The 22,598-nt window shown below is 71.1% G+C and carries 23 protein-coding genes; 7 read left to right on the top strand and 16 right to left on the bottom strand.

What is annotated here, in order from left to right; genetic code table 11:
• Positions 1-89: 89 nt before the first annotated feature.
• From IA22_RS0131485 to IA22_RS0131450, 8 genes are all read right to left on the bottom strand, one after another.
• Positions 90-1,343: a methylaspartate mutase gene (locus IA22_RS0131485; RefSeq protein ID WP_014153116.1), complete on the bottom strand. Its 1,254-nt coding sequence runs from the start codon at positions 1,341-1,343 to the stop codon at positions 90-92.
• The gene (locus tag IA22_RS0131480; RefSeq protein ID WP_014153117.1) at positions 1,340-1,789 is read right to left on the bottom strand and encodes a cobalamin B12-binding domain-containing protein; all 450 of its coding nucleotides are present in this window, start codon (positions 1,787-1,789) and stop codon (positions 1,340-1,342) included. The genes IA22_RS0131485 and IA22_RS0131480 overlap by 4 nt, the downstream gene beginning before the upstream one ends.
• Positions 1,789-3,027: a type III PLP-dependent enzyme domain-containing protein gene (locus tag IA22_RS0131475; protein WP_014153118.1), complete on the bottom strand. Its 1,239-nt coding sequence runs from the start codon at positions 3,025-3,027 to the stop codon at positions 1,789-1,791. Before IA22_RS0131475 ends, IA22_RS0131480 begins: the two co-directional genes overlap by 1 nt.
• Positions 3,024-4,550: an AMP-binding protein gene (locus IA22_RS0131470; protein WP_014153119.1), complete on the bottom strand. Its 1,527-nt coding sequence runs from the start codon at positions 4,548-4,550 to the stop codon at positions 3,024-3,026. Before IA22_RS0131470 ends, IA22_RS0131475 begins: the two co-directional genes overlap by 4 nt.
• Complete coding sequence (locus IA22_RS0131465) at positions 4,547-6,115, bottom strand: AMP-binding protein (RefSeq protein WP_014153120.1); 1,569 nt, start codon at positions 6,113-6,115, stop codon at positions 4,547-4,549. The genes IA22_RS0131470 and IA22_RS0131465 overlap by 4 nt, the downstream gene beginning before the upstream one ends.
• A 24-nt stretch (positions 6,116-6,139) precedes the next feature.
• Positions 6,140-6,391: a phosphopantetheine-binding protein gene (locus IA22_RS0131460; RefSeq protein ID WP_014153121.1), complete on the bottom strand. Its 252-nt coding sequence runs from the start codon at positions 6,389-6,391 to the stop codon at positions 6,140-6,142.
• Positions 6,392-6,427: 36 nt separating this feature from the next.
• Entirely contained in the window at positions 6,428-7,363 is a 936-nt protein-coding gene (locus tag IA22_RS0131455; protein WP_014153122.1) for an ACP S-malonyltransferase, read from the bottom strand.
• Positions 7,364-7,428: 65 nt separating this feature from the next.
• Positions 7,429-8,346, bottom strand: a complete 918-nt coding sequence (locus IA22_RS0131450; RefSeq protein ID WP_014153123.1) for a proline iminopeptidase-family hydrolase — start codon at positions 8,344-8,346, stop codon at positions 7,429-7,431.
• 360 nt (positions 8,347-8,706) lie between these two features.
• On the opposite strand from IA22_RS0131450, the gene IA22_RS0131445 reads away from it, so the two are divergent.
• The 4 genes from IA22_RS0131445 to IA22_RS0131430 all read left to right on the top strand — a co-directional run bounded on the left by IA22_RS0131445 (position 8,707) and on the right by IA22_RS0131430 (position 12,908).
• The gene (locus IA22_RS0131445; protein WP_030125561.1) at positions 8,707-9,939 is read left to right on the top strand and encodes a cytochrome P450; all 1,233 of its coding nucleotides are present in this window, start codon (positions 8,707-8,709) and stop codon (positions 9,937-9,939) included.
• Between the two features lie 55 nt (positions 9,940-9,994).
• Positions 9,995-11,230 (top strand): cytochrome P450, encoded by a 1,236-nt coding sequence (locus IA22_RS0131440; RefSeq protein ID WP_030125560.1) that lies wholly within the window; start codon positions 9,995-9,997, stop codon positions 11,228-11,230.
• Between the two features lie 26 nt (positions 11,231-11,256).
• Positions 11,257-11,448, top strand: coding sequence for a ferredoxin (locus IA22_RS0131435; protein WP_015579411.1), 192 nt, complete (start codon positions 11,257-11,259; stop codon positions 11,446-11,448).
• A 95-nt stretch (positions 11,449-11,543) separates the two neighbouring features.
• Positions 11,544-12,908 (top strand): methylmalonyl-CoA mutase family protein, encoded by a 1,365-nt coding sequence (locus tag IA22_RS0131430; RefSeq protein WP_015579410.1) that lies wholly within the window; start codon positions 11,544-11,546, stop codon positions 12,906-12,908.
• 61 nt (positions 12,909-12,969) lie between these two features.
• On the opposite strand, the gene IA22_RS0131425 is transcribed toward IA22_RS0131430, so the two are convergent.
• A complete protein-coding gene (locus tag IA22_RS0131425) occupies positions 12,970-13,845 on the bottom strand; it encodes an SDR family oxidoreductase (RefSeq protein WP_030125559.1) in 876 nt (291 codons plus the stop codon).
• A gap of 208 nt (positions 13,846-14,053) precedes the next feature.
• Between IA22_RS0131425 and IA22_RS0131420 the strand changes: the two genes are divergently transcribed.
• Both IA22_RS0131420 and IA22_RS0131415 read left to right on the top strand, forming a co-directional pair.
• Positions 14,054-15,100: an SGNH/GDSL hydrolase family protein gene (locus IA22_RS0131420; protein WP_030125558.1), complete on the top strand. Its 1,047-nt coding sequence runs from the start codon at positions 14,054-14,056 to the stop codon at positions 15,098-15,100.
• Positions 15,101-15,203: 103 nt separating this feature from the next.
• On the top strand, positions 15,204-15,950 hold the full coding sequence (locus IA22_RS0131415) for a hypothetical protein (RefSeq protein ID WP_014153130.1): 747 nt from the start codon (positions 15,204-15,206) through the stop codon (positions 15,948-15,950).
• Positions 15,951-16,286: 336 nt separating this feature from the next.
• On the opposite strand, the gene IA22_RS0131410 is transcribed toward IA22_RS0131415, so the two are convergent.
• The 5 genes from IA22_RS0131410 to IA22_RS0131390 form a co-directional block, all read right to left on the bottom strand.
• Positions 16,287-17,162: an amino acid ABC transporter permease gene (locus IA22_RS0131410; RefSeq protein ID WP_014153131.1), complete on the bottom strand. Its 876-nt coding sequence runs from the start codon at positions 17,160-17,162 to the stop codon at positions 16,287-16,289.
• The gene (locus IA22_RS0131405) at positions 17,159-17,803 is read right to left on the bottom strand and encodes an amino acid ABC transporter permease (protein ID WP_014153132.1); all 645 of its coding nucleotides are present in this window, start codon (positions 17,801-17,803) and stop codon (positions 17,159-17,161) included. The genes IA22_RS0131410 and IA22_RS0131405 overlap by 4 nt, the downstream gene beginning before the upstream one ends.
• Before the next feature lie 16 nt (positions 17,804-17,819).
• Entirely contained in the window at positions 17,820-18,734 is a 915-nt protein-coding gene (locus IA22_RS0131400; RefSeq protein WP_030125557.1) for a glutamate ABC transporter substrate-binding protein, read from the bottom strand.
• Positions 18,735-18,745: 11 nt separating this feature from the next.
• Entirely contained in the window at positions 18,746-19,489 is a 744-nt protein-coding gene (locus IA22_RS0131395) for an amino acid ABC transporter ATP-binding protein (protein WP_014153134.1), read from the bottom strand.
• Positions 19,490-19,589: 100 nt separating this feature from the next.
• Positions 19,590-20,051, bottom strand: a complete 462-nt coding sequence (locus IA22_RS0131390) for a DUF6278 family protein (protein ID WP_014153135.1) — start codon at positions 20,049-20,051, stop codon at positions 19,590-19,592.
• 107 nt (positions 20,052-20,158) lie between these two features.
• Between IA22_RS0131390 and IA22_RS0131385 the strand changes: the two genes are divergently transcribed.
• On the top strand, positions 20,159-20,938 hold the full coding sequence (locus IA22_RS0131385; protein WP_030125556.1) for an SDR family NAD(P)-dependent oxidoreductase: 780 nt from the start codon (positions 20,159-20,161) through the stop codon (positions 20,936-20,938).
• 65 nt (positions 20,939-21,003) lie between these two features.
• Here IA22_RS0131385 and IA22_RS0131380 read toward each other — a convergent pair whose 3' ends face one another.
• Together IA22_RS0131380 and IA22_RS0131375 are read right to left on the bottom strand one after the other, a co-directional pair.
• The gene (locus IA22_RS0131380) at positions 21,004-21,753 is read right to left on the bottom strand and encodes a Clp protease N-terminal domain-containing protein (protein ID WP_030125555.1); all 750 of its coding nucleotides are present in this window, start codon (positions 21,751-21,753) and stop codon (positions 21,004-21,006) included.
• 57 nt (positions 21,754-21,810) lie between these two features.
• Positions 21,811-22,593, bottom strand: coding sequence for an exodeoxyribonuclease III (locus tag IA22_RS0131375; protein ID WP_014153138.1), 783 nt, complete (start codon positions 22,591-22,593; stop codon positions 21,811-21,813).
• Between the last annotated feature and the right edge of the window lie 5 nt (positions 22,594-22,598).

Genomic DNA, 22,598 nt, shown 5'->3' with positions numbered 1-22,598 from the left:
TTTTCCACCTTTTTTCTCACGGTAATGACGACCCCTGGAGGCCCACACCCTTAGGCACCCCTAGGGGGTCGACGGGGCGAATCCCACGCTCAGGAAAGGGCGTTGTGGTCGTCGAACGAACGCCGGACGTAGGACAGGGAGGCGAGCAGCTCCGAGGAGGTGACGGTGTGGGCCGGGCGGGCGTCGACGACGCCGGACAGCGGCATCTTTCCCACGTCGGACCAGCACAGCCGGCCGTCCTCGGCGATATAGCTCCGGCTCAGTCCGGCATTGTCGGGATGCAGGCAGTAGGGCACGTCCAGCCGGCCCTCGGAGAACGCCCTCAGCAGTGCGGTGCCGAGGTCGTCGTCCAGGTTCAGCACCGCGTCGACCAGGGCGTACGCCTCGGCGTACGTCTCCGTGCCGGTGCCCTCCAGGGGGTCCCGGACGGTGCGCGCGGCGACCGCGGCGGCGTGTTCGAGGGCGGACACGTTCTCCGCCACCGACGGAATGCGCCGGGATTCCGCGACGGTTTTCACGATGAGGCGCTCGGAGCCGCTCTGGACGGCCAGTTCGGCGGCCTGGGCGAGCAGTCGTCGGGCGCCGTGTTCGGTTTCCGGGAACAATCCCATGTAGGCGTAGACGACCACGTGCCATTCGGTGTCCGAAAGGAAGCGTGTGCACAGACTGCGTAACGCCGCGACCGCTTCGGAGTCCTGACGCCGATTCGTCTGCTGGGCGTAGCTCACCGAAATGCTCCGGATTCCGTGCCGGCGGAAGAACAGCGCTTCGAGCACACTGACCGCGACGAGCAGTCCGGGCGGGCAGAGCTGGCCGAGCACGCATCCCCCGAAGGTCTCCAGGTGCGGTTCGGCTCCGGTGCGGCGGAGCGTGGCGAAGTGTTCGCAGGACTCCGTCCAGTGGGCGACGGAGTCGCGCAACGGGACTCTGCCGTACGGGAGGCAGTAGGAGACGGGGCCGCCCTCGGAGGCGTCCAGTCCCACGGCCGTCAGCGCGCGGAAGATGTGCTGGGGCGCCGCCGAGCCGTGCCGCACCTGCACCGGGAACTGCGGCCCGTGGATGCCGTCCAGGACCCGCCGGGTGGTGGCCGTCTCATGGCTCACGAGCGGGTAGCCGTTGAGGTCGACCCCTTCGAGGACGGCGAGTTGCGCGGACTCCAGGTCGCCGACCCGGGTGTAGCTGTCCAGGGTGAGGGTGCCGACGGTCGTCGCGTCGGCGTCCCGGGTGGCGAGCAGCCCGGCGCGCATGCGCTGCGGGCTGCTCATTCCCATCCGGGGCTGCACCACCAGCCGGCCGGCGTGGTGGGCCCGGCGCACGAACGCGCCGAATCCGGCACCGGTCACACCAGGGCCCGCTGGGGCAGGGCGTCGAGCATCCGGCGGAAGGCCGCTATGCCGTCGGCCGACTCCTCGAACACCTCGTCGTAGCCGGCCGCGCGCAGTGCGGCCGACTCCTCGTCGCCGCAGGGCCCGGCGATGCCGAGCTTGCCGCCGATGACGACGGGCACGTCGGCGAGGGCGGGGTGCTCGCGCAGCCGGGTCACGGTGCGCATGCCGTCGTGGTAGCCGTGTCCGTTGACGCTGCTGACGACGATCAGTGCGGGGTCGTGCAGGAGGGCCTCGCCGATCAGCAGGTCCTCGGGGACGCAGGGGCCGAGGTTGACCACGCGGTGGCCGTGCTCCTCGACGAGGAGCTGGAGGTAGACCAGGTTCCAGGTGTGCGAGTCGGAGATACCGCCCGCCACGAGGACGGGCTGGTCGCCGGGGGCGGGGGTGAGGGGATTGCTCATCACAGGGCCTGTCCGTGTTCGTAGGTTCGGGTGTGCTCGATACGGGACACGGAGACGAGGTCGTCGCCGCGGACGATGATCTCCGTGGGGGCGGGCCTGCCGAGGAACATCAGGAGGCTGGCGGTGGGCCCGTAGGAACCGGCGTTGGGGACGGTCAGCAGGTCGCCGGGGGCCGGGTCGGCCAGCGGGACCTGACGGCCGAGGAGGTCGCCGGGCGTGCACAGCGGTCCGGCGAGCTGGACCGGGACTCCGTCGGTGCCGACGGACTCGTGGGGCTCGATGGAGACCGGCAGGATGCGGCCGAGACCGGACATGCCGCCGAAGGTGTTGATGCCGGCGTCGAGGACGACGTAGCGGGTGCCCCGGCTGTCCTTGACGTTGACGACACCGGTGAGCAGGGTGCCGCTGTCGGCGACCAGGTACCGTCCCGACTCGCAGGCGATGCGCGGGGCACCGTCGCGCCAGCCGGGGAAGTGCTCGTCGAGCGACGTGGCCAGGGCTTCGCGCAGTTCGCCGTAGACCGGCCGCCTCCCCTGGACCGCGTACGGTGCGGCGAAGCCTCCGCCGAGGTCGACGATGCGGAAGTCGACGCCCAGCTCCCGCTGGAGTGCGGCGGCGGTGGCGATGGTGTGCCGGAACTCGGCGATGAGGCTCGCCTCGTCCTTGGCGTTGCTCAGCGGGAAGAAGTGCAGTCCGGCAATGGTCGTGCCGGGTACGTCGCGCAGCTCCGCGGCGAGGCCGGGCAGGGTCTCGCCGTCGAATCCGAACTGTGAGGGCACCCCGGTCATGCGAATGCTGGTGGCGGCGGCTCCGGTGGGGTTGTTGACGCGGATCAGGCAGTCCGCGGTGATGCCGAGCTGCACGGCCGTGTCGCCGACGTGCCGCAGGTCGCCGGGCGACTCCACGGAGAACGTCCGCACGCCCCGGGTCATGGCCTCGGCCAGTTCCTCGGTGGTCTTGCCGGGGCCGGTGTACAGGATCTCGGCCCCGGCGAATCCGGCCCGCAGGACGGCGTCGAGTTCTCCGACGGAGCTGATCTCCGCACGGCAGACACGGGGGCCGCCGGCCCGCATCTCGCGCAGGATCTCGGGGTGCGGGTTGGCCTTGGCCGCGTAGTACACGGCGACCTCGTCGGGCAGTGCGGCGAACAGGTCGTCCCGCGCCGCCGCGACCCGGTCCAGGTCGTAGACGTAGGAGGGGGTGCCGAAGCGCCGGGCGAGGTCGGTGGTGCCGGTCACGGCGTGGTTCCTTCCAGAAGGCTGAGGAGCTGCTTGCGGTCGTGCTTGCCGTGCGCGGTCAGCGGCAGTTCGTCGACGACACGGCTGACACCGGGTACCTTCGCGGGCTCCAGCCGCAGGGACAGTTCGCGCAGCAGCACGTGCGGGTCGATGCCGCCCTCGGCGAAGACCGCGAGATCGCGGCCGGGGGCGGGCGGGAGGACCGCGGCGGCGCGGACACCGGGTACGTCCGTGGCCGCGGCCTCGATCTCGGTGGTGCTCATACGGACGCCCTTGTGCTTGAACATGTCGTCCCGGCGGCCCTCGTAGTACAGGTATCCGTCCTCGTCGACGTGCCCGAAGTCGCCGGTGTGCAGGCGCAGTCCGCCGTCGGGCGAGGGGCGGAAGGCGCGTGCGGTCTGCTCGGGCGCACGCCAGTAGCCCGGCATCACGTGGGGGCCTTCGACGACGATCTCCCCGGTCTGCCAGGGCCCCAGCGTGTTGCCGTCGTCGTCGACGGTGAAGGCGCGCGTGCCGGGCAGCGGACGGCCGACGGACTCGGGCCGGGCGTCCTGCTGGTCGGGCGGCAGGACGGAGACGCGCTTGCACTCGGTCTGGCCGAACTGGATGACAACCTCGGATCCGGGGAAGGCCGTGCGGAGCCCGTCGGCGGTGGGCTTCGGCAGCGCGGCCCCGGTGTTGGTGAACATGCGGACGGTCGAGTCCTGCCGGGGTTCGCGTTCGGCCAGCGCGCAGATCATGGTGGCCAGGGACGGCACGATGGGGACGACGGTGGCTCCGGTCTCCCGGATGCGGCGCAGCAGCACCAGGTCGGACTCGCCGTCGGCGAGGACGATCTCGCTGCGGCCGGCCGCGGTGAGCAGCACCTTGTAGAGGCCGTAGTCCCAGGAGATGGGGAAGCGGCAGAAGACCACGTCGTCGGGGCGGTAGCCGAGTTCGAGGTTGATGGCCTCGGTGGCGAACACCATCCTGCCGTGCGGGCAGACGACGGCCTTGGGAGCCGCCGTGGAGCCGGACGTGTAGACGAGGACGGCGAGGTCGTCGGCGTGGACGGGGGCGCCGTCGCCCCGGGCCTCCTTGTCACGCAGGTCGGTGACCGCCGGCCAGACCTCGTCCAGGCCGAGGACGGTGACCTGCCCGGCGAGCGCGGAGACACGGGACACGGCCGCGCCGTCGACGACCACCAGGGACGGCTCGGAGTTCTCGACGACGGCCCTGAGGTGGTAGTCCTTCATGCCCGTGTTGACGGGGACGAGGACGGCGCCGCGGCGGGCGGCGCCGTACAGCAGGGCGACGAGCTCACGGGTGCTGGCGAGTTGGACCAGGACGCGGTCGCCGTGGCCGATGCCCTGGGCCTGGAGCCACGCGTCGGCGGCGTGGCTCCAGGCGGTGAGCTCCCGGTAGGTCCATCGCCCGGTGGCGTCGGCGACGGCCGCCGCGTCGGGGTGCTCGGCGGTGGCCTCGTCGAGCAGGTCGTGTATCCGGGCGTCGGTGCGGGCCTGCGCTGTGGGTTGACCGTTCACTGCGACTCCTGCCGTCCTTGGGTCCTGGTCCCGGCTCCGGCGGGCTGCTGTCGCAGGGCCGCGGCGCGGGAGGTGAGCTTCCTGCGGTCGGTCTTGCGGTTGGGGTTGAGCGGAAACGCGTCCAGGTGGTGGTAGGCCCGGGGAACGACGGCGGCCGGCAGCAGTTCCCGCAGGTGACGGGCGAGCCGGGCGGGCGTCACCGGTTCGCCGGTGTGGAAGACGGCGAGTTCGACGGTGCCGTCCACGGGGACGGCGACGGTCACCGCGTCCTCGACGCCCGGGCAGGTGCGTACCGCGGCGTCGACCTCGGCCAGTTCGGTCCGGATGCCGTGCACCTGGACCTGGGCGTCCAGACGGCCCAGGTAGAGCAGGCCGTCGTCGTCGGTGCTGCGGACCCGGTCGCCGGTGCGGTAGTAGCGCAGGCCGTCCCGTTCCAGGAAGCGTCCGGTGTCGTCGGCCGGGTCGAGGTAGCCCGGGGTCAACTGGGGTCCGGCGATACACAGTTCGCCCTCACCGGTGGTGCTCGGCGAGCCTTCGGCGTCCAGCAGCAGCACCGAGTGCCCGGGGTGCACGTCGCCGATCGGCACCATCGCGTGCAGGTGCCGCCGGCCCGGCTGCCAGCGGTGCGCGGTGACCGTGACGGTCAGCTCGGTCGGTCCGTAGATGTTCTCCAGCACGGTGCCGGGGGCCGCGGCCGCCCAGTCCTCGGCGTCCTGGCAGCTGAGCGCCTCCCCCGCGAAGAAGCTCCTGCGCAGCGGGGACAGCGCACCGGGTGCGAGGCCGCCGGTGCGCCGCACCAGGGAGATCGCGCTGGGCGTGGAGAACCACACGCTCACCCCCTGCTCGGCCACGAACCGGGGCAGGCGCGCGTACTCCCGCGCGGGGACCGGTACGACGGTGGCTCCGGCCCCCCAGGCGCAGAACAGGTCGAACATCGCGCAGTCGAAGTTGAGGTCGAAGGTCTGCGAGAAGACGTCCTCGGGGCCGAAGTCGTACCGCTCGTCGAGCAGCGAGAAGTAGTGCGCGGTGTTGGCGTGGGTGACCGGCACACCCTTGGGCCGTCCGGTGGAGCCGGAGGTGAAGAGCACGTAGGCGATGTCGTCCGGCCGGGCGGGCATCGGTTCCTTGAGCGCGCTGTCGGGGTCGACGGCGAGCGCCCGCCCCGGCTGCCCGCCGGGGGCGAACAGGGTGGGCAGGTCGAGGCCGTCCTCGTGCAGCGCGGTCAGCGCGGGCAGGGCGTCGTCGTCGGCGAGCAGGGCGCCCACTCCGGCGGCCTCGATCATCTGCCGGGTGCGGGCGGCGGGGAACGCCGGCTGCAGGGGGACGACGGTGACCCCGCTGTAGAGGCCGGCCAGCAGGCTCGGGTACGCCGACGCTCCCTTGCCGGCCAGCACGCCCACGGCGGGCTTCCGGCCGGGGAGGCCGGCGAGCAGGGAGCCGGCGAGCAGGAGGGCCCGCTCGTGCAGTTCGCGGTAGGTGAGGGCGGCGCCGTCGGCCCGCAGCGCGGGCCGGTCGGGCGCCAGGGCCAGCCCGCGCAGGAACCGTCCGGACAGGGTTCCGTCCATGGTGGCGTCCAAGGGGTCCGTCCCTCAGCTCGTGGTGCGCTGGAGCATGCCCTCGACGGTCTCCCACAGCGTGCCGGCGCTGCGGAAGGTGCCCATGGTCAGCGCGCTGTCACGGAAGCGCACCTGGTAGGCGTCCTCCAGCGTGCCGAGCAGCTGGACCATGCCCAGCGAGTCCAGGCCGAGGTCCTTCAGCTCGTCGTCGGTGGTCAGCGGCTCCTGCGGGGGCAGGAACGGCAGGAAGGTGCGGAGTATCTGTTCGAACTGGTCGTCCCACATGGGTGTGCCTCCTGCGGATAGGGCGGATCGGACGGTTCAGGCGGCGCGTGTACGGCGCCGGGGGGTCATCGCCAGGCGCGGGTGCGCGGCGACGACCTCGAAGGTGCGGGTGGTACGGGGGACCCGGCCGAAGAGGCTGTCGGGACCGGCGACGCACATGCGCCGGACTCCGGCGTCGCGCAGCGCCGTGGTGACGCTCGGCCAGTTCATGGCGTGGTCGAAGCCGTCGAGCAGCATGGTGCGCAGTTCCTCGCCCGTGTGCAGCAGCCTGCCGTCCTGGTCGGCGACGACCGGCAGGGAGGGGTCGGCGAAGGTGTAGCGCGAGACGACCTCGCGTTCCGCCTTGGCGCGCAGCGGCGCGAACACCGAGGCGTGCATGGGGGGACGCATGGTGTAGAGGGGGAGGCTGCCGATGCCGCGCAGCCGCTCCCGCAGCCACTCGACACGGTGTTCGGCCAGGGAGACCATCCAGAAGCCGTCGTCGATGTGGCAGGAGATCTCGTGCCACTCGCCGGCGTCGTCGAGCTCGGCGAGGATGGGGTCCAGTTCCTCGCTCGGGGCACGGACGAAGGACAGGGTGACGATGTCCTTGTGGTGTGCGGCGAAGTACGACTCGAGACACCGCGCGATCTCGGCGGTGAGCCGTACCGCGTCCGGCAGTTCGAGGGCACCGGTGTAGGCGAGGGCGGCCTTCTCCCCGAAGCTGGGACCGGCCACGATGTCGGGGGTGACGTCCAGGTGCTCGACCGCCCAGTACGCGCTGGCCAGGCAGTTCACGAAGAAGGCGACCTGGGCGGCCTCCGAGTAGTCGCCCTCGGAGCACCGGAAGGCGTCCACCAGGGAGTAGCCGAGGGCGTCGTCGGCGACGGCGACCAGCTCCCGGGCCACGGGGTGGGCCACCATGAAGCGGCCCACGTCGGCGAACGGGACGGGGCCCATGCCGGGGAAGACGAGTGCGGTGTCGTACGCCATGGCGGTGTCCCCGCCTCCTCTCACAGTGGTCTGCGACGCCCGGACCGGCGTCGTGGCGCGGCGTGTCACAGGCCGGCGAGGAAGTCGGTCAGCACCTCGAAGAACCGGTCCGGCTCCTCCAGGTGCGGCAGGTGGCTGGACTCCTCGAAGATCTCCCAGCGAGCCCCGGGGACACGGTCCATGTAGGGCTGGACGACGGCCGGGGTGGCCTCGTCGTGACGTCCGCTCAGGAGCAGCGTGGGTGTCCTGATGGTGTGCAGTCCGTCGACGATCGACCAGTCCTTCAGGGAGCCGATCACGTGGAACTCGGTCGGGCCGTTCATCGCGTAGTAGACCGTGGGGTCGTTGTAGATCTCCATGAAGGAGGAGAGGAAGTCGCGGGGCCACGGGGTGAGGCGGCACACGTGGCGGTCGTAGAAGACGCGCATCGCGGCCAGGTACTCCTCGGACTCGTAGGTTCCGGCCGCCTCGTGGCGCAGCAGGGCCGCCTGCACGTCCGGCGGCAGCGCGGCCCGCAGCCGGGCCATCTCCTGGAGCCAGATGGGGTACGAGGCGGGCGCGTTGGCGACGACCAGGCCACGGAGACCGGGCGGGCGGCCCATCGCGTGCTGTGCGCTCAGCGGGCCGCCCCAGGACTGGCCGAACAGGACGTAGTCGTCGGCGATGCCCAGTTCCTCGACGAGATTGCCGAGTTCGGCGAGGAACAGGTCGACCGTCCAGAAGTCCGGTGCGCTGTCCGGGAGGTGGGTGGAGCCGCCGTTGCCCAGCTGGTCGTAGTGGACGACCGGCCATCCGTCCTCGGCGAGGCGGGCGAGCGGCAGCAGGTAGTCGTGCGTACTGCCGGGGCCGCCGTGGACGACGACGACCGCGGGGCGTCCCGCCCCGAGTTCCCCGGTCACGCGGTACCAGGTCCGGTACTCCCCGAAGGGGACGGTGCCCTTGACGCCGGGGACGAGACCCTGCGCACTGGGTTTCGGGGACACGCTGATCACCTCTGGTCGGCTGCGGAGTGCGGCGGACGTCCGGTCAGGAGATCCGGCCGGGACCGCGGAGCGTGTGGTGCGGGGCGAACCGTGCTTCCGCCGTGGTCCGCAGCCGACGCTAACCGTCGCCCAGACGTTCGACGGACCCCTAACCGCCCCTAGTGGTACGGGGAGTGACGGGCGCCACGGCCGCACCCCTCGGAGGGCCGCGCCGCTAGGGGCACGTAGGGGTGGGCCACCCCGGGCACCGCTCCTTAGCGTGCGGGAAACGGCCGGCGGAAACCGCGCCGGCGCCGGGCCCGGAGCCCTCCCCCGGGGTGAAACGGCGCGGCCCGCTCCCTCCCGTGCGAAGAGGACACCATGACTGCACCTGCCGAAGCGGCCGCCGAGGGCGCCCTCCCGGAGTTCCCGATGCGTAGGGCCTGCCCCTTCAGCCCGCCGGCCGCCTACACCGAACTGCGTGAGAACGAACCGGTCTCCCGGGCGCAGCTCAAGGTCAACGGCAAGCCCACCTGGCTGGTCACCCGCCACGACCTGTACAAGAAGCTGCTCGGTGACGCGCGGGTGAGCGCCAATCTGAAGCTGCCGGGCTACCCGCTCCAGGTGCCGGTGCCGGATGAGATCCTCCAGTCGGTCCCGCTCACCTTCCTGTCCATGGACCCGCCCGACCACACCGTGCAACGCCGCATGCTGGCACCGGAGTTCAGCGTGCGCCGGATGCGTGAGCTGCGCGCCCGGGTGCAGGAGCTCGTGGACGAGCAGATCGACGAGATGCTGGCCAAGGGCTGCGACAGCCCGGTGGACCTCGTCACGGCGCTCGCCCTGCCGGTGCCGTCCCTGGTGATCTGCGAACTGCTCGGCGTCCCCTACGAGGACCACGCCCGGTTCGAGCAGTGGGCGTGGGCCATCATGAACCACGAGGTCAGCGACGAGGACCGGGGCATGGCCCACTACGAGCTGGACCGCTACGTCGACGGGCTGGTCACCGCGAAGGAGAGCGAGCCCGGCGACGACATGATCAGCCGGCTGATCGCCTTCAACCGGGAGACCCCGGCGGTGGAGCACTCGGACATCGCGAGCATGTCCAAGCTGATGCTGGTCACCGGCCACGAGACCACGGCGAACATGATCGCGCTGGGTGTGCTGGCCCTGCTGGAGCACCCGGACCAGCTCGCCGCCGTGCGCGAGGATCCGGGGCTGATGCCGGGCGCGGTGGAGGAACTGCTGCGTCTGTTCTCCATCTCGGACGCAGGAACGGCGCGCGTGGCCCTGGAGGACATCGAGCTCGGGGACGTCACCATCCGTGCCGGTGACGGCATCCTGCCGCTGAACAACGCGGCCAATCACGACGATCAGGTCTTCCCCGACGCGGACCGCCTGGACGTGCGCCGCGAGGCCCGCAGCCATGTGGCCTTCGGCTACGGCGTCCACCAGTGCGTCGGCCAGAACCTGGCCCGGATGGAACTCGACGTCGTCTATTCCACGCTGCTGCGCCGGATCCCGACGCTGCGCCTGGCCACTCCGGCCGACGAGCTGCGCTTCAAGGACGACGCCATCGTCTGGGGCCTGTACGAGCTGCCCGTCACCTGGTGACGCCGGACACCCCGATGAACACCCCCTCCCCCACCGTTGCGTTCGAGAGGCAGCCATGACCCAGTCCGCAGAACCGGCCGGCGGAACAGCGTCGCCGTACCCGCAGTTCCCGATGCGACGCACCTGCCCGTTCAGCGAGCCGGACGAGTACGCCGGACTGCGCGCGGACGAGCCCGTGTCGCGTGCCTCGCTCAAGGTCAACGGCAAGGAGACCTGGCTGGTGACCCGGCACGAGCACGTCAAGCAGGTGCTCGGGGACCCGCGTGTGAGTTCCAACCTGAAGCGCCCCGGCTATCCGCACCAGTTCCACATCTCCGAGGAGATGCTCGCCCATGTCCGGCTGATGATGCTGTCCATGGACCCGCCGGAGCACACCGCGCAACGCCGCATGCTGATACCGGAGTTCACCGCACGGCGGACGAAGGCGATGCGTCCGCGGATCCAGGAGGTCGTCGACGAGCGGATCGACGCCATGCTGGCCGCGGGAGGTCCGGTGGACCTGGTCCAGGCCCTTGCCCTGCCGGTGCCGTCACTGACCATCTGCGAGCTGCTCGGGGTCCCCTACGGGGATCACGCCCAGTTCGAGGAGTGGTCGGCGGCCCTGATGAACCACGACCTCAGCCCCGAGGAGTACGGGGCGGCGGTGCAGGCCCTGGACATGTACCTGGACAAGCTGGTCACCCTGAAGGAGACCGAGCCGGGTGACGACCTGATCAGCCGGTTCCTGGAGAAGAACCGCACCGAGCAGGCCGCCGACCACCTCGACGTGGTGACCATGGCGCGGATGATGCTGGTGGGCGGCCACGAGACTACGGCGAACATGATCGCGCTCGGTGTGCTGGCCCTGCTGGAGCACCCGGACCACATGGCCGAGCTCCGGTCGGACGAGACATTGCTGCCGAACGCCGTCGAGGAGCTGCTCCGGGTCTTCTCCATCTCGGACTCGGGTACCGCCCGGGTCGCGATCGAGGACATCGAGGTGGGCGGGGTCACCATCCGCGCCGGCGAGGGCATCCTCGCGCTGAACAACGCCGCCGACCACGACGAGACGGTCTTCGCGGACCCCGGCACCCTCGACTTCCACCGCAAGGAGGCCCGCAGCCACCTGGCCTTCGGGTACGGGATCCACCAGTGCATGGGCGCGAACCTGGCCCGCGCGGAGCTGGAGATCGTGTACTCCACCCTGCTCCGCCGCATTCCGGGCCTCCGGCTGGCCGTACCCGCGGAGGAACTGCGCTACAAGGACGACGCCATGGTCTACGGCGTCTACGACCTGCCCGTCACCTGGTGACGGCCGATCCGATCGGAATCCCTGCCATGCATGTCACCACGGACCACGACCGGTGTGTGGGCTCCGGCCAGTGCGCGATGCAGAGCCCCGAGGTCTTCGACCAGGACGACGACGGTCTCGTCGTCGTCCTCCAGGAGAGGCCGGGGGCGGAGCTGCTGGAGGAGGTCCACCGTGCGGTGGAGCTGTGTCCGTCGCAGTCCATCCACGTCACCGGCTGATCCGGTCCCGCCCCGGCTCCCGCGCCGTGGTGCCGTGCGGGAAGGCTCCCGCACGGCGCCACGGCGCGCACGACGACGACCGAGGACGTGAACCCGTGGTGACGAACCGACCTCGCTCCCCCGGGCCGGGGCTGCCCGTCGAGCCGCGCCGAGGGCCCGGCGACCGGCCGGGCCGGCCGTCGACGACGCGCCGGTACACGGGGTCCGGCACCGCGAGGGAGTCCAACGCCCGGTACCGGCAGCTGGTCGCCGACGGTGCGACGGACCTGTCGGTCGCCTTCGACCTGCCCACCCGGACGGGACACGACTCGGACGCCCCCGTGGCCTCCGGGGAGGTCGGCAGGGCCGGCGTGGCGATCGACTCCCTCGACGACATGCGCGTCCTCCTCGCCGGGATCCCCCTGGACCGGGTGTCCACGTCGTTGACGGCCGACGCCCCGGCGTCCCTGCTGCTCCTGCTCCACCAACTGGTCGCGGAGGAACACGGGATCGGCGCCGGCCTGCTGAGGGGCGCGGTACGGAACGACGTGCTGCAGGAGTACGTCGCGCGAGGGGCGTGCATCTTCCCGCCGAAACCGGCACTGCGGCTGGCCACGGACGTCTTCACGTACTGCGGGGCCGAGATGCCTCGGTGGGACACGCTCGTGGTCTCCGGTCATCTCATGGCCGAGGCGGGCGCGTCGCCCGCGCAGGAGATCGCGTTCACCCTGGCCGACGGCATCGCGTACGTACGCGCGGCGCTCGCCGCCGGGCTGGACGTCGACGCGTTCGCCCCGCGGCTCTCCTTCGTCCTCATGACCCGCACGACGGTCCACGAGGAGGCCGCCGGACTCCGTACCGCGCGCCGGATCTGGGCGCGGGTGATGCGGGAGGAGTTCGGGGCGAGGGCCCCCGGGTCCCTGATGCCGCCCTTCCGCGCCCGGGCCGGAGCCGGGCAGCACGGGGACGGTCCGCTCGGGGGCCGCTGTCCCGAGGAACCCGGCACCCCTCTCTCCGGGGCCCGCGCCGCCGGGAGGACGGTCGACGGTATCGAGGAGGCCGCGGTCGCGCTCATGCGGAAGATCGAGGACCTCGGCGGGGCCGTCGCCGCCATCGAGCACGGCTACCAGAGGGACGAGCTGGGGGACCACGCCTGCCGCGTCTCCCGGGAGGCCGGCCCCCGGAAGCGGGTCGCGGCGGGAGTCGACGGCCCCCGGCTCGGCGGGGCGGAGCCGCACGGGCCCGTCCGTGCCGCCCCGCCGATCGAGACCGGGCAGGCCGAACGCCTCGCCAAACTCCGCGCCTGGCGGGACCAGGACCGGGTGGACCGTCACCTCGCGGGCGTGCAGAAGGCGGCGGCCGGGGACGACAACGTGCTGTACCCGATGAAGGAGGCCCTGTCCGCGGGGGCGACCGTGGGCGAGGTCTGCGACGCGCTGCGCGAGATCTGGGGGACGTACGCCCCCGGCGGACCCCGCTGAGCGGTTCTCGGACGGGACGGGCCCCGGGCCCTACGGCAGGGTGCGCCGGCCCGGAGGCACCTCACTCCGGGCCGGCGCCTCCGGGCCGCGGGCCGACGAGGGACTGGGCCTGCTGGAGGAAGAGCGGCAGCCACTGCTCGTAGGAAGTGGACCCCAGGTACTCCAGTGCCGTTTCCGCGTCCTTGCCGACAGGCACGTGGAGCGGCGTCCCGGGATCGTCGGCGGCGGCGAGCACCGCCTCGGCCACCTCGCCGCAGTCACCGGCTCCCTGCTGGACCCGGGCGAGGAACCGCGCCGTCCACGCCCGGTCGGCGGTGTACGGGTCAGCCGCGGACACCTCCGACGGGGCCGTGGCCACCGGGCTGTCGCGGTTGATGCGGGAGGCGAAGCTGCCGGGCTCCAGACACACCACCCGGATCCCGAACGGCCGCACCTCGGCGGACAGCGCCTCGCTGAGCGTGCCCAGGGCGGCCTTGCTGGCGGCGTAGAAGCCGCCGTGGGGCACGGCGAACGTGCGGCCGGCCAGGGAGGAGACGTTGACGACGACGCCGCTGCCACGGGCCCGCATCGACGGCAGCACCGCGCGCACGGTGCGCAGCGGCCCCCAGAGGTTGGTCTCCAGCACCGCGCGCGCCTCGTCCTGCGGCATGGTCTCGACGGTTCCGGTGCGGTCGATGCCGGCGTTGTTGACCAGCACGTCGATGCCGCCGTGCCGTCGGAGCACCCCGTCGACGGCCGCGGCGACGGAGGCGTCGTCGGTGACGTCGAGCCGGGGCACGTCCAGGGTGAGGTTCTCGGCCCGGGCACGCCCGAGCAGTTCACCGGCGGTGGCGGGGTCGCGTACGCACGCGTGGACGCGATCGCCCCTGCGGGCGAAGGCCAACGCGGTCTCCAGACCGATACCGCTGCTGCAACCGGTGATGAGGACCGACGTCATGATGGACCGCCTGCTTTCGGGGCGTCGGACGACAGGATCGGTCGGCAGCCTACGAACGCGCCGCCCCGGCCGCAGCCCCTAAGGCCCCCTAGGACAGCAGCGGTTGATCCGTCTCCCACCTCCAATCCGGTTGACACTCGAGGGTGGAATGACGGACGTTCAGCCGTGATCGACCGACGCGGCACCAGGACGGAGAGATGACACGCCGATGACGTCCGCAGGAGGGAACCCGCAGCCGGGGCGACGGGTCCCCGCACTGAGCGTCTCGGAGCAGGCGCATACCGCGGGACGGGTCAAGGACCATGGCAGGACGGTGGAGTTCAGCTGGCCCGGGGTGTACTTCGAGGGCCGCTTCCGCGGGACCGGGCTCGGGGTGGTCCTCGACTGCGCGGCCGCCGACTACGACGTCCAGGTCGACGGGACCACCGTCGCGACCCTGGTCACCCCCGGCGACACCACGCACTGGATCGACGGCCTGCGGGACGGCGAGCACACGGTCCGGGTCGTCAGACGCAACGACACCCCGGGGGACACCAGCACGTTCGGAGGCTTCGTCGCCGCACCCGGGGGCACCGTACTCGGCAGGCCCGCGCCCCGGGACCGTCAGATCGAGTTCATCGGGGACTCCCTCACGATGGGCTACGGCAACGTCTCGGGCACCCGCGCCTGCGATCCGGAGCAGCTCAGGCGGACCACCAACAGCGATGTGAGCCACGGCGCCCTCACCGCCCGGCAGCTGGACGCCGACTACCAGATCAACGGCCTCTCCGGCCTGGGCATGGTGCGCAACGTCGCCGGCATCTGCCCGGACGTCACGTACCGGACCTACTACGACCGCGCCCTGCTGAACGTGGACGGCGACGTCTGGCAGAACCCGGGGACGTGGCGCCCCCAGGTCGTGGTGGTCAACCTCGGCTCCAACGACTTCTCCGACCTCACCCCCGGTGAAGCGTGGACGCCCGACAGCCTGGCGGCCGCCTACCGCACCGCCTACGGCGAGTTCCTCCGGGAACTCCGGACCCGCAACGGCGCCGGGACCTTGCTCGTGGCCGTCGGCTTCGACAGGAACGCCGAGCATGTGCGGCAGGTGGTCGAGGCACGCAACGACGCGGGCGACAGCGGGGTCCACTACTGGTACCTCGACCAGTCGGGCCTGGACTTCCTCGGATGTGACGGGCACACCTCGGCTCACGACGACCGGGTGATCGCCGACCGGCTCGCCCCGTTCCTCCGGAGCCTGCCGACGGGATGGTGAGGGAACTGGCCGGCCGTGGACCGGGCCGGAGACCGCCGCTCCCGCCGCCTCCTCCGGAACCGCGTCGGCCACCCGTTCGAACGGACCGCTACTATGCCCGCTCATGAATGACGACGTACGCAACATCGTGCTCGGTGTCATCGCGGCCGGAATCAGCGCCTCCCTCGGCTGGCTCGCCCGGACGTACCTCTGGCGGCGCGGACTCAGGCGCAAGCAGGCGTTCTTCGGGATGCCGGAGAACTCCGAGTGCCTGCTCGTCGTCAACCGTGACGCGGGCGGCGACGGCGCGGTCCATCGCCACGACGTCTTCGCCCTGCTCGAACTCTCGGCCCTGATCAAGGACTGCTCCGCCCACGCGCAGATCGTGTCCCACGACACGGCTCACCAGGGCTTCGGTGAGCGGACGGAGTTCTGCGTCGGCGGTCCCGGGTCCAACCGCCGCATGGCCGCGCACCTGCAGTCGCTGCTGCCCGGGGTGCAGATCAACACCGGGCCCGAGCCGGGCCCCGACCGCGCGGCCTTCCAGGTCGGCTCGGAGCGCTACCGGCTGGAACCGGGAACGTCCGAACACGTCCTGCTGGCACGGCTGACGGGCGGCCGGGACGCGCGGCCGGTCTTCCTGCTCTGCGGTCAGCGCGCCATCGCCAACCAGGCCGCCTCGCGTTACCTGATACGCCACCACGAGAAGCTGCAGCGCAGACACCGGGGCGGCTCGTTCGTCCTGCTCCTGAAGGTGCTCAACTCCCAGGCCTACGGGCCGGATGTGGTCGAACTGGTCGGCGACGTGACCAGGGCGGCCCAGGCTCCGCTGCCCACCGCCCCCCGTACCTCGCACCGCGCCACCGGCTGACGCCGGGGACAGCGCGGTGTCCGGGCCCGGGGCCCGGTCGGTCCCGCGGCCGTGGCAGGGGCCGTCGCCCCACGCACAGGAAAGGGCGGTCCCGCGTCGTTCCTCCGTACGACGCGGGACCGCCCCTGTCATGGCGGACTGTCCTTCAACCGCCCCCTCACTTCTCCACGGGCCGGTCAGGTGTCACCCCGTGCCCTTCACCGGTCCTCCCGCATCGGCCGCGACCCGGCCGGCACGCAGCTGACCTTCTCCCCACCGTCCGAGGCCCCGGGACGTGTACCGGTTCCGCGGTGCGGGAAGTGATCACCGGCTGCTGCCGGGCGGACGGTCCGACGGCTACTGCCTGCGACGGCCGGGCAGGACCGTTCCCGGTTCGGCGGCCGCGACGCCCGTCCCCTCGGTCTTGGGGTTGCGCCGCTCCCTCCTCGCCACCCAGGTGGCGAACCAGGAGAGCAGCATGCACATACCGATGTAGATGGGCGAGATGACCATCACGACGGGGATGAACGGCAGGTCGTAGTCGAGGTTCGACGCGATCAGCTTGCCCGCGTGGAGGAACTCCTCGTAGGTGATCAGGTAGCCCAGCGAGGTGTCCTTGAGCGCCACCACCAGCTGGCTGATGATGGTGGGGAGCATCGCCCGGACGGCCTGCGGGGCCAGGACGTGGGTGGTGACCTGGGTCTTGCGCATGCCCAGCGCGTACGCCGCCTCCCCCTGCCCTCGCTCCACGGAGTTGATCCCGGTACGGAACACCTCCGCGAGCACGGAACCGTTGTAGAGGGTCAGCCCGGCCACCAGCGCGGGCAGCGGCTGGACCTTGAGCGCGACGAAGATGAAGAAGATCATCACCAGTACCGGCATCGCCCTGAAGAACTCGACCAGGACGGTCGAGACCCATCGCACCGGCTTGTGGACGGACAGCCGGCCGACGGCGAGTACCGCCCCGAGCGCGAGCGAGAGCACCGCCGCGTAGGCGAAGGCCTTGAGGGTGTTGCCCAGGCCCCGGAGCAGCAGTTCCTGGATTCCCTTGTACGTGAAGGGAGTCCATTTGGCACTGGTGAACTGGTCGGTGTCGAAGAGCAGGTAGATGATCCAGGCGAGAAGTCCCAGGATCACGGCGGTCGAGATGACTCCGTAGAGGAAGTGTCTCCTGCGGGTGACGGGCCCCGGGATGTCGTAGAGCGCGGTCGCCGAGGCGGTGGCGTGGGTCATCGGGCGACTCCCCAGCGCTTCTCCAACACGTTGAAGAGCGCACTGATGGCGAGGGTGATGATGAGGTATCCGACGGCGATCCAGACGAAGGTCCAGATGATGCTGTAGCCGAGTTCGTTGAGGGTCTTGTAGGTACCGAGGAGCTCCGTGACGCTGAAGGCCCCGGCGATGGCGGAGTTCTTGGCGAGCGCGATGAGCGTCGAGCCCACCGGAGGGATGACCGACCGGAAGGCCTGCGGCAGCACCACGTTGCCCAGGGTCTGTCCGAAGGACATCCCGAGGCTCCGGGCCGCTTCGCCCTGTCCCGTGGGCACGGTGTTGATGCCGGAGCGCAGGGCCTCGCAGATGAAGGCCGAGGTGTAGCAGCCGAGCGCGAGGACCGCGAAGACCTGGAAGGGCAGGACCAGGCCGAAGCGCGGCAGCCCCAGCAGCACGGCGAAGAACAGCAGCGTCAGCGGGGTGTTGCGGAGCACCGCCACCCACACGGTGCCGATGACCCGGAGCGAGCCGACGGGCGCGACCCGGAAGGACGCCATGACGAAGCCGAGCACGAGTGCCAGGATCGAGGCGTAGACGGTGAGTTCGACGGTGCCGAGGAAGCCCTTGCCGTAGAGCGACCAGTTCTCTGTCAGTACGTCCATGGTGGAGGTTCGCCCCTCAGCTCGCCGGGTAGCGGTCGATGGGCGGCGGTGTCGGCGCCGGTACCCCGGACAGGCCCAGGGTCGCCTCGAACGCCTTCTTCCAGTTGCCGTTCTTCTCGTTCTCCTCCAGTGCGTCGTCGAGCGCGAGGCGCAGCGCGTTGTCGCTGCGCGGGACACCGATGCCGTACGGCTCCTCGGAGAAGGGCTTGCCCACCACCTTCATCTCGTCCGGGGCCTTGGCCGCGAAGCCGAGCAGGATGGCGTCGTCGGTGGTGACCGCGTCGACCTGGAAGGTCAGCAGGTTGTCGACGCAGATCGAGTAGGTGTCGTAGGCGACGAGGTCCGCCTCGGGGTAGTCGGCGGCGATGCGCTGGTACGGCGTCGAGCCGGCGGCCGAGCAGACGGTCTTGCCCGCCAGGTCCTGCGGGCCGTGGATGTCGTTCTCGTCGGTGCGCACCAGCAGCCCCTGGCCCGCCATGTAGTAGGGGCCGGCGAAGCCGACGAGCTTCTTGCGCATGTCGTTGATGGTGTAGGTGCCGACGTAGTAGTCGATCTGGCCGTTCTGGAGTGCCGTCTCACGGTTGGCGGAGGCGATGGTCCGGAAGCGGATCGTGTCCGGCTCGAAGCCGAGCGAGGCCGCCATCATGCGGGCGATCTCGATGTCGAACCCGGAGTAGATGCCGGTGGCCGGGTCCTTCTCACCGAGGTACGGCTGGTCCTCCTTGGCGCCCACGACGAGATAGCCACGCTTCTCGGCCTTCTTCCAGGTCTTCGACTCCGGCAGCTGGAAACCGGTGTCGACCTTGTACCGGGGCAGTTCGTCGGCCTTCGGCCCCTTGACCGGTGGGCTGCCCTCCCTGCCGCAGCCGACGGCCAGCGCGGCGATCAGGAGGCAGACCAGTACGGCCGCGATGTTCCTCGTACGCAACACGGTGCCCCCTGTCAGTGCTTGAGGATCTTGGACAGGAAGTCCTTGGCGCGGTCGCTCTCCGGGTGGGTGAAGAAGTCCTCCGGGGTGCGGTCCTCGATGACGCGTCCGTCCGACATGAAGACGACGCGGTTGGCGGCGGACCGGGCGAAGCCCATCTCGTGCGTGACGACCACCATGGTCATGCCCTCGCGGGCGAGCTGCTGCATGACCTCGAGGACCTCGTTGATCATCTCCGGGTCGAGCGCCGAGGTCGGCTCGTCGAAGAGGAGTGCCTTGGGGTCCATGGCGAGGGCGCGGGCGATGGCGACGCGCTGCTGCTGGCCGCCGGAGAGCTGGGCCGGGAACTTGTCGGCCTGTGAGGCGAGACCGACCCTCTCCAGGAGTTCGCGGGAGCGCTGGTCGGCCTCGTCCTTCTTGCGCCTGCGGACCTTGAGCTGGGCGAGCGAGACGTTCGCCAGGACGGTCTTGTGGGCGAAGAGGTTGAACGACTGGAAGACCATGCCCACTTCGGCCCGGAGCTCAGCGAGCCCCTTCCCCTCCTCGGGGAGCGGCTTCCCGTCGATGGCGATGTACCCGGATTCGATCGTCTCGAGCCGGTTGATGGTCCGGCAGAGGGTTGATTTGCCCGATCCGGAGGGGCCGATGACCACCACCACCTCCCCGCGGCCGACGGTGAGATTGATGTCCTGCAGGACGTGCAACGTCCCGAAGTACTTGTTGACGTCCCGCAGCTCGATCAACGGATCGACGGCCATACGCTGCCCTACCCACTTATCGCTTGTCGAGGTCAGCGCAAACTACCCGGGGCGGACGACCGCTCCGGGGCCGACACGCACCGGCCCCGCATAAGGCTGTTTATCGCGTTTTGGCCTCGGGACCGCTCTCGGCGGACTCCGCGTACATCTCGGACAGCTCGGGGCTGCCGGACATCGCCCAGTCGAGGCCGGCGGCGACGACGTCGATCTCACGCCCCGACGCGAGCCGTACCGCCGGCTTCCCGCCGGCCAGGATGTCCCAGACGGCGCCGGGGACCGTCCGCACCAGGACCGTGCCGAGGTAGAGGCCCGCGTCGTTGCCGACCCAGGGCAGTTCCTCCGGGTCGTCGCGCCAGATCGGCGGCAGCTGGTCGAGGGCGGACAACGAGCCCGGGCTGTCGTCGAGTTCGAGGCCGCACTGTCCGGCCCGGGCGCGCAGCAGCTCGCACTCCGCGAACAGTTCCGCCACGCCGTCCGGATCCGTCCTGACGGCGGCCGCGAGAGCCACCTCCCGCGTACCGCCCTGGCGCTTACGCCAGTTGTCCAGGAAAGGGATGTTCATACCACCAGGATCGCACCCCGGGGGCGTTCCGCACCGCAGGGCACGCTTCTGTTCCCGATCCGGCACCCGGTCCGTACACGATCACGCCATGTACCTAAGGTACGGGCATGACCTCGCAGAACTATCTCTCCGAACTCTTCTCCCTGGAGGGCCGGGTCGCCGTGGTGACCGGCGGCAGCTCCGGCATCGGCCGGGGCATCACCGGGGCGCTCGCCCGCGCCGGCGCGAGCGTGGTGGTCGTGGCGCGCAGGGAGGCGGAACTGGCGCGGACCGTCGCCGAACTCGACGCCGACGGCTGCCGGGCCGCCTGGGTGAGCGCGGACCTGGCGACGCCGGAGGGCGTGCGGGCGGCGGGCGAGGAGTCCGTGGCCGCGTTCGGGGAACCCGACATCCTCGTCAACTGCGCGGGCGTCAACCTGCGGCCGCCGATGAGCGAACTCGGCGAGGACGTCTGGGACACCACGATGACCGTGAACCTCAAGGCCCCCTATCTGCTGGGCCGCAGGTTCGGTCCGGGCATGGCGGAGCGTGGTCACGGCCGGATCATCCACATCACCTCGCAGCAGGCACACCGGGCGTTCGTGCAGAGCGGTGCGTACGGGGTCTCCAAGGGGGCCCTGGAGTCGCTGGCCCGCTCACAGGCCGAGGCGTGGTCGCCGCACGGGGTCACCTGCAACACGCTGGTGCCGGGATTCGTGATGACGCCTCTCAACGAGCGGCTGTCCTCGGACCCGGAGCGGGTCGCGGCCCTGGCGGCCCGCACCATGGTGGGACGCAACGGCCTGCCCGAGGACTTCGCGGGCGCGGCGGTGTTCCTGGCGAGCGCGGCATCGGGCTATGTGACGGGACAGTCGATCTTCGTCGACGGCGGGTTCTCCGTGCACTGAACGCGGACGCCGCCCCGGGAGGGGGCGGCATCGGCGGCGTGCGGGCGTGGGCGGCAGGAGGGCCCTCAGCCGTGTGCACCCTCGGCCGGGTCCCCGGCCTCGGCCGCGACGGACGCGGCGACGGAGGCGGAGGCCGCTTCCTTGTCGACTCCCAGGCCGCTGAGCAGTCCTGCTCCGTCCTCGAACTCCAGCAGGGCAAGCAGGACATGACCTGACCCGACGGTGTCATGACCGAGCCGCAGCGCCTCCCGGAAGGTCAGCTCCAGAACCTTGCGCGCCGCGGCGTCGAAGGGGATCAGTGCCGGCAGTTCGTCCGCCGCGGCCGGCAGGGCGAGGGTCGCCGCCTCACGGACGCGGTCCGCCGGAACACCCTGGTCCGCCATCACCCGGAGGGCGAGGCAGTCCGGGACGGCGACGAGGCCCAGCACGAGGTGCTCGGGGCGGATCTCGTCGTGGTGCGCGGCGTGGGCCGCGTTGGTCGCGCCCACGACGGCGCTCCTGGCCTGCTCGTCGAACCGGCTGAAGCCCTGGTTGGGGTCCAGGTCGGACGCCTCGTCGGGCTTCTTGGGCACGAACCTCTTCTGGGCGGCCTGCCGGGTGACCCCCATGCTCCTTCCGATGTCCGTCCAGGACGCGCCGGAGCGGCGCGCCTGGTCCACGAAGTGGCCGATGAGGTGGTCGGCGATCTCGCCGAGGTGGTCGGCCGCGACGACCGCGTCGGACAGCTGCTCCAGAGCGTCGGTATGGGTCTTCTTGATCCCCTCGATCAGGTCGTCGAGACGGATGGGAGGGCTGGGCTGCAACGGATTCGCCATAGAGGCAACCCTAGGTTGACAGCGAGAGCGCGTCAACCAATGGTTGACACCTTCCGGTCATCGGACGTCGAGGTCCACGACCACCGGGGCGTGGTCGGAGGCCCCCTTGCCCTTGCGCTCCTCGCGGTCGACGTAGCTGTCCTTGACCGCCGCAGCGAAAGGCGCGTTCCCGTAGACCAGGTCGATGCGCATACCCCTGTTCTTCGGGAAGGCCAGCTGGCGGTAGTCCCAGTAGGAGTAGGGCCGGTCGTACTTCAGCGGACGCGGCACGACGTCCGACAGACCCGTCCCCCGCAGAGCGGCGAGCGCCTCACGCTCGGCCGGGGTGACGTGGGTGGCTCCCTCGAAGACGGCCGGGTCCCAGACGTCCTCGTCGGTGGGCGCGATGTTGTAGTCGCCGAGGACCGCGAACGGCAGCGTCCCCGCCGCGTCCGCGGCGACGGCTTCGCGCAGCGCCTCCAGCCAGCGCAGCTTGTACGCGTAGTGCTCGTGGGCGACCTCACGGCCGTTGGGGACGTAGACGGACCAGACGCGGGCGCCGCCGCAGGTCGCCGAGACCGCCCTCGGCTCCTGCACGCCGTCGTACTCCGGGCCGCCGGGGAGGCCCGTCACGACGTCCGTGAGGCCGACGCGGGAGAGCACCGCGACGCCGTTCCACCGGCCCGTGGCGTTGACCGCGGACTCGTAACCCGCTTCCCGCAGCGCGTCGGTGGGGAACTGCTCGAGCGTGCACTTGGTCTCCTGGATGCACAGCACGTCGGTGCCGCTGCTCTCCAGCCAGGCCAGCAGCCGCGGGAGCCGGGCAGTGATCGAATTGACGTTCCAGGTGGCGATGCGCATGCAGC

The sequence above is a fragment of the Kitasatospora papulosa genome (assembly GCF_000717245.1).
GTDB lineage: Bacteria > Actinomycetota > Actinomycetes > Streptomycetales > Streptomycetaceae > Streptomyces > Streptomyces papulosus.
Note: the sequence above shows the minus strand (reverse complement) of the source record. Positions and strands in the feature narration are given on the sequence as shown.

Bases quoted from the DNA above. Each gene is read 5' to 3' on its own strand.
- IA22_RS0131405 (WP_014153132.1), bottom strand. From the start codon at position 17,803: ATGGACGTACTGACAGAGAACTGGTCGCTCTACGGCAAGGGCTTCCTC.
- IA22_RS0131435 (WP_015579411.1), top strand. From the start codon at position 11,257: ATGCATGTCACCACGGACCACGACCGGTGTGTGGGCTCCGGCCAGTGC.
- IA22_RS0131445 (WP_030125561.1), top strand. From the start codon at position 8,707: ATGACTGCACCTGCCGAAGCGGCCGCCGAGGGCGCCCTCCCGGAGTTC.
- IA22_RS0131375 (WP_014153138.1), bottom strand. From the start codon at position 22,593: ATGCGCATCGCCACCTGGAACGTCAATTCGATCACTGCCCGGCTCCCG.
- IA22_RS0131385 (WP_030125556.1), top strand. From the start codon at position 20,159: ATGACCTCGCAGAACTATCTCTCCGAACTCTTCTCCCTGGAGGGCCGG.
- IA22_RS0131440 (WP_030125560.1), top strand. From the start codon at position 9,995: ATGACCCAGTCCGCAGAACCGGCCGGCGGAACAGCGTCGCCGTACCCG.
- IA22_RS0131415 (WP_014153130.1), top strand. From the start codon at position 15,204: ATGAATGACGACGTACGCAACATCGTGCTCGGTGTCATCGCGGCCGGA.
- IA22_RS0131410 (WP_014153131.1), bottom strand. From the start codon at position 17,162: ATGACCCACGCCACCGCCTCGGCGACCGCGCTCTACGACATCCCGGGG.
- IA22_RS0131425 (WP_030125559.1), bottom strand. From the start codon at position 13,845: ATGACGTCGGTCCTCATCACCGGTTGCAGCAGCGGTATCGGTCTGGAG.
- IA22_RS0131380 (WP_030125555.1), bottom strand. From the start codon at position 21,753: ATGGCGAATCCGTTGCAGCCCAGCCCTCCCATCCGTCTCGACGACCTG.
- IA22_RS0131390 (WP_014153135.1), bottom strand. From the start codon at position 20,051: ATGAACATCCCTTTCCTGGACAACTGGCGTAAGCGCCAGGGCGGTACG.
- IA22_RS0131480 (WP_014153117.1), bottom strand. From the start codon at position 1,789: ATGAGCAATCCCCTCACCCCCGCCCCCGGCGACCAGCCCGTCCTCGTG.
- IA22_RS0131460 (WP_014153121.1), bottom strand. From the start codon at position 6,391: ATGTGGGACGACCAGTTCGAACAGATACTCCGCACCTTCCTGCCGTTC.
- IA22_RS0131420 (WP_030125558.1), top strand. From the start codon at position 14,054: ATGACGTCCGCAGGAGGGAACCCGCAGCCGGGGCGACGGGTCCCCGCA.
- IA22_RS0131465 (WP_014153120.1), bottom strand. From the start codon at position 6,115: ATGGACGGAACCCTGTCCGGACGGTTCCTGCGCGGGCTGGCCCTGGCG.
- IA22_RS0131395 (WP_014153134.1), bottom strand. From the start codon at position 19,489: ATGGCCGTCGATCCGTTGATCGAGCTGCGGGACGTCAACAAGTACTTC.
- IA22_RS0131455 (WP_014153122.1), bottom strand. From the start codon at position 7,363: ATGGCGTACGACACCGCACTCGTCTTCCCCGGCATGGGCCCCGTCCCG.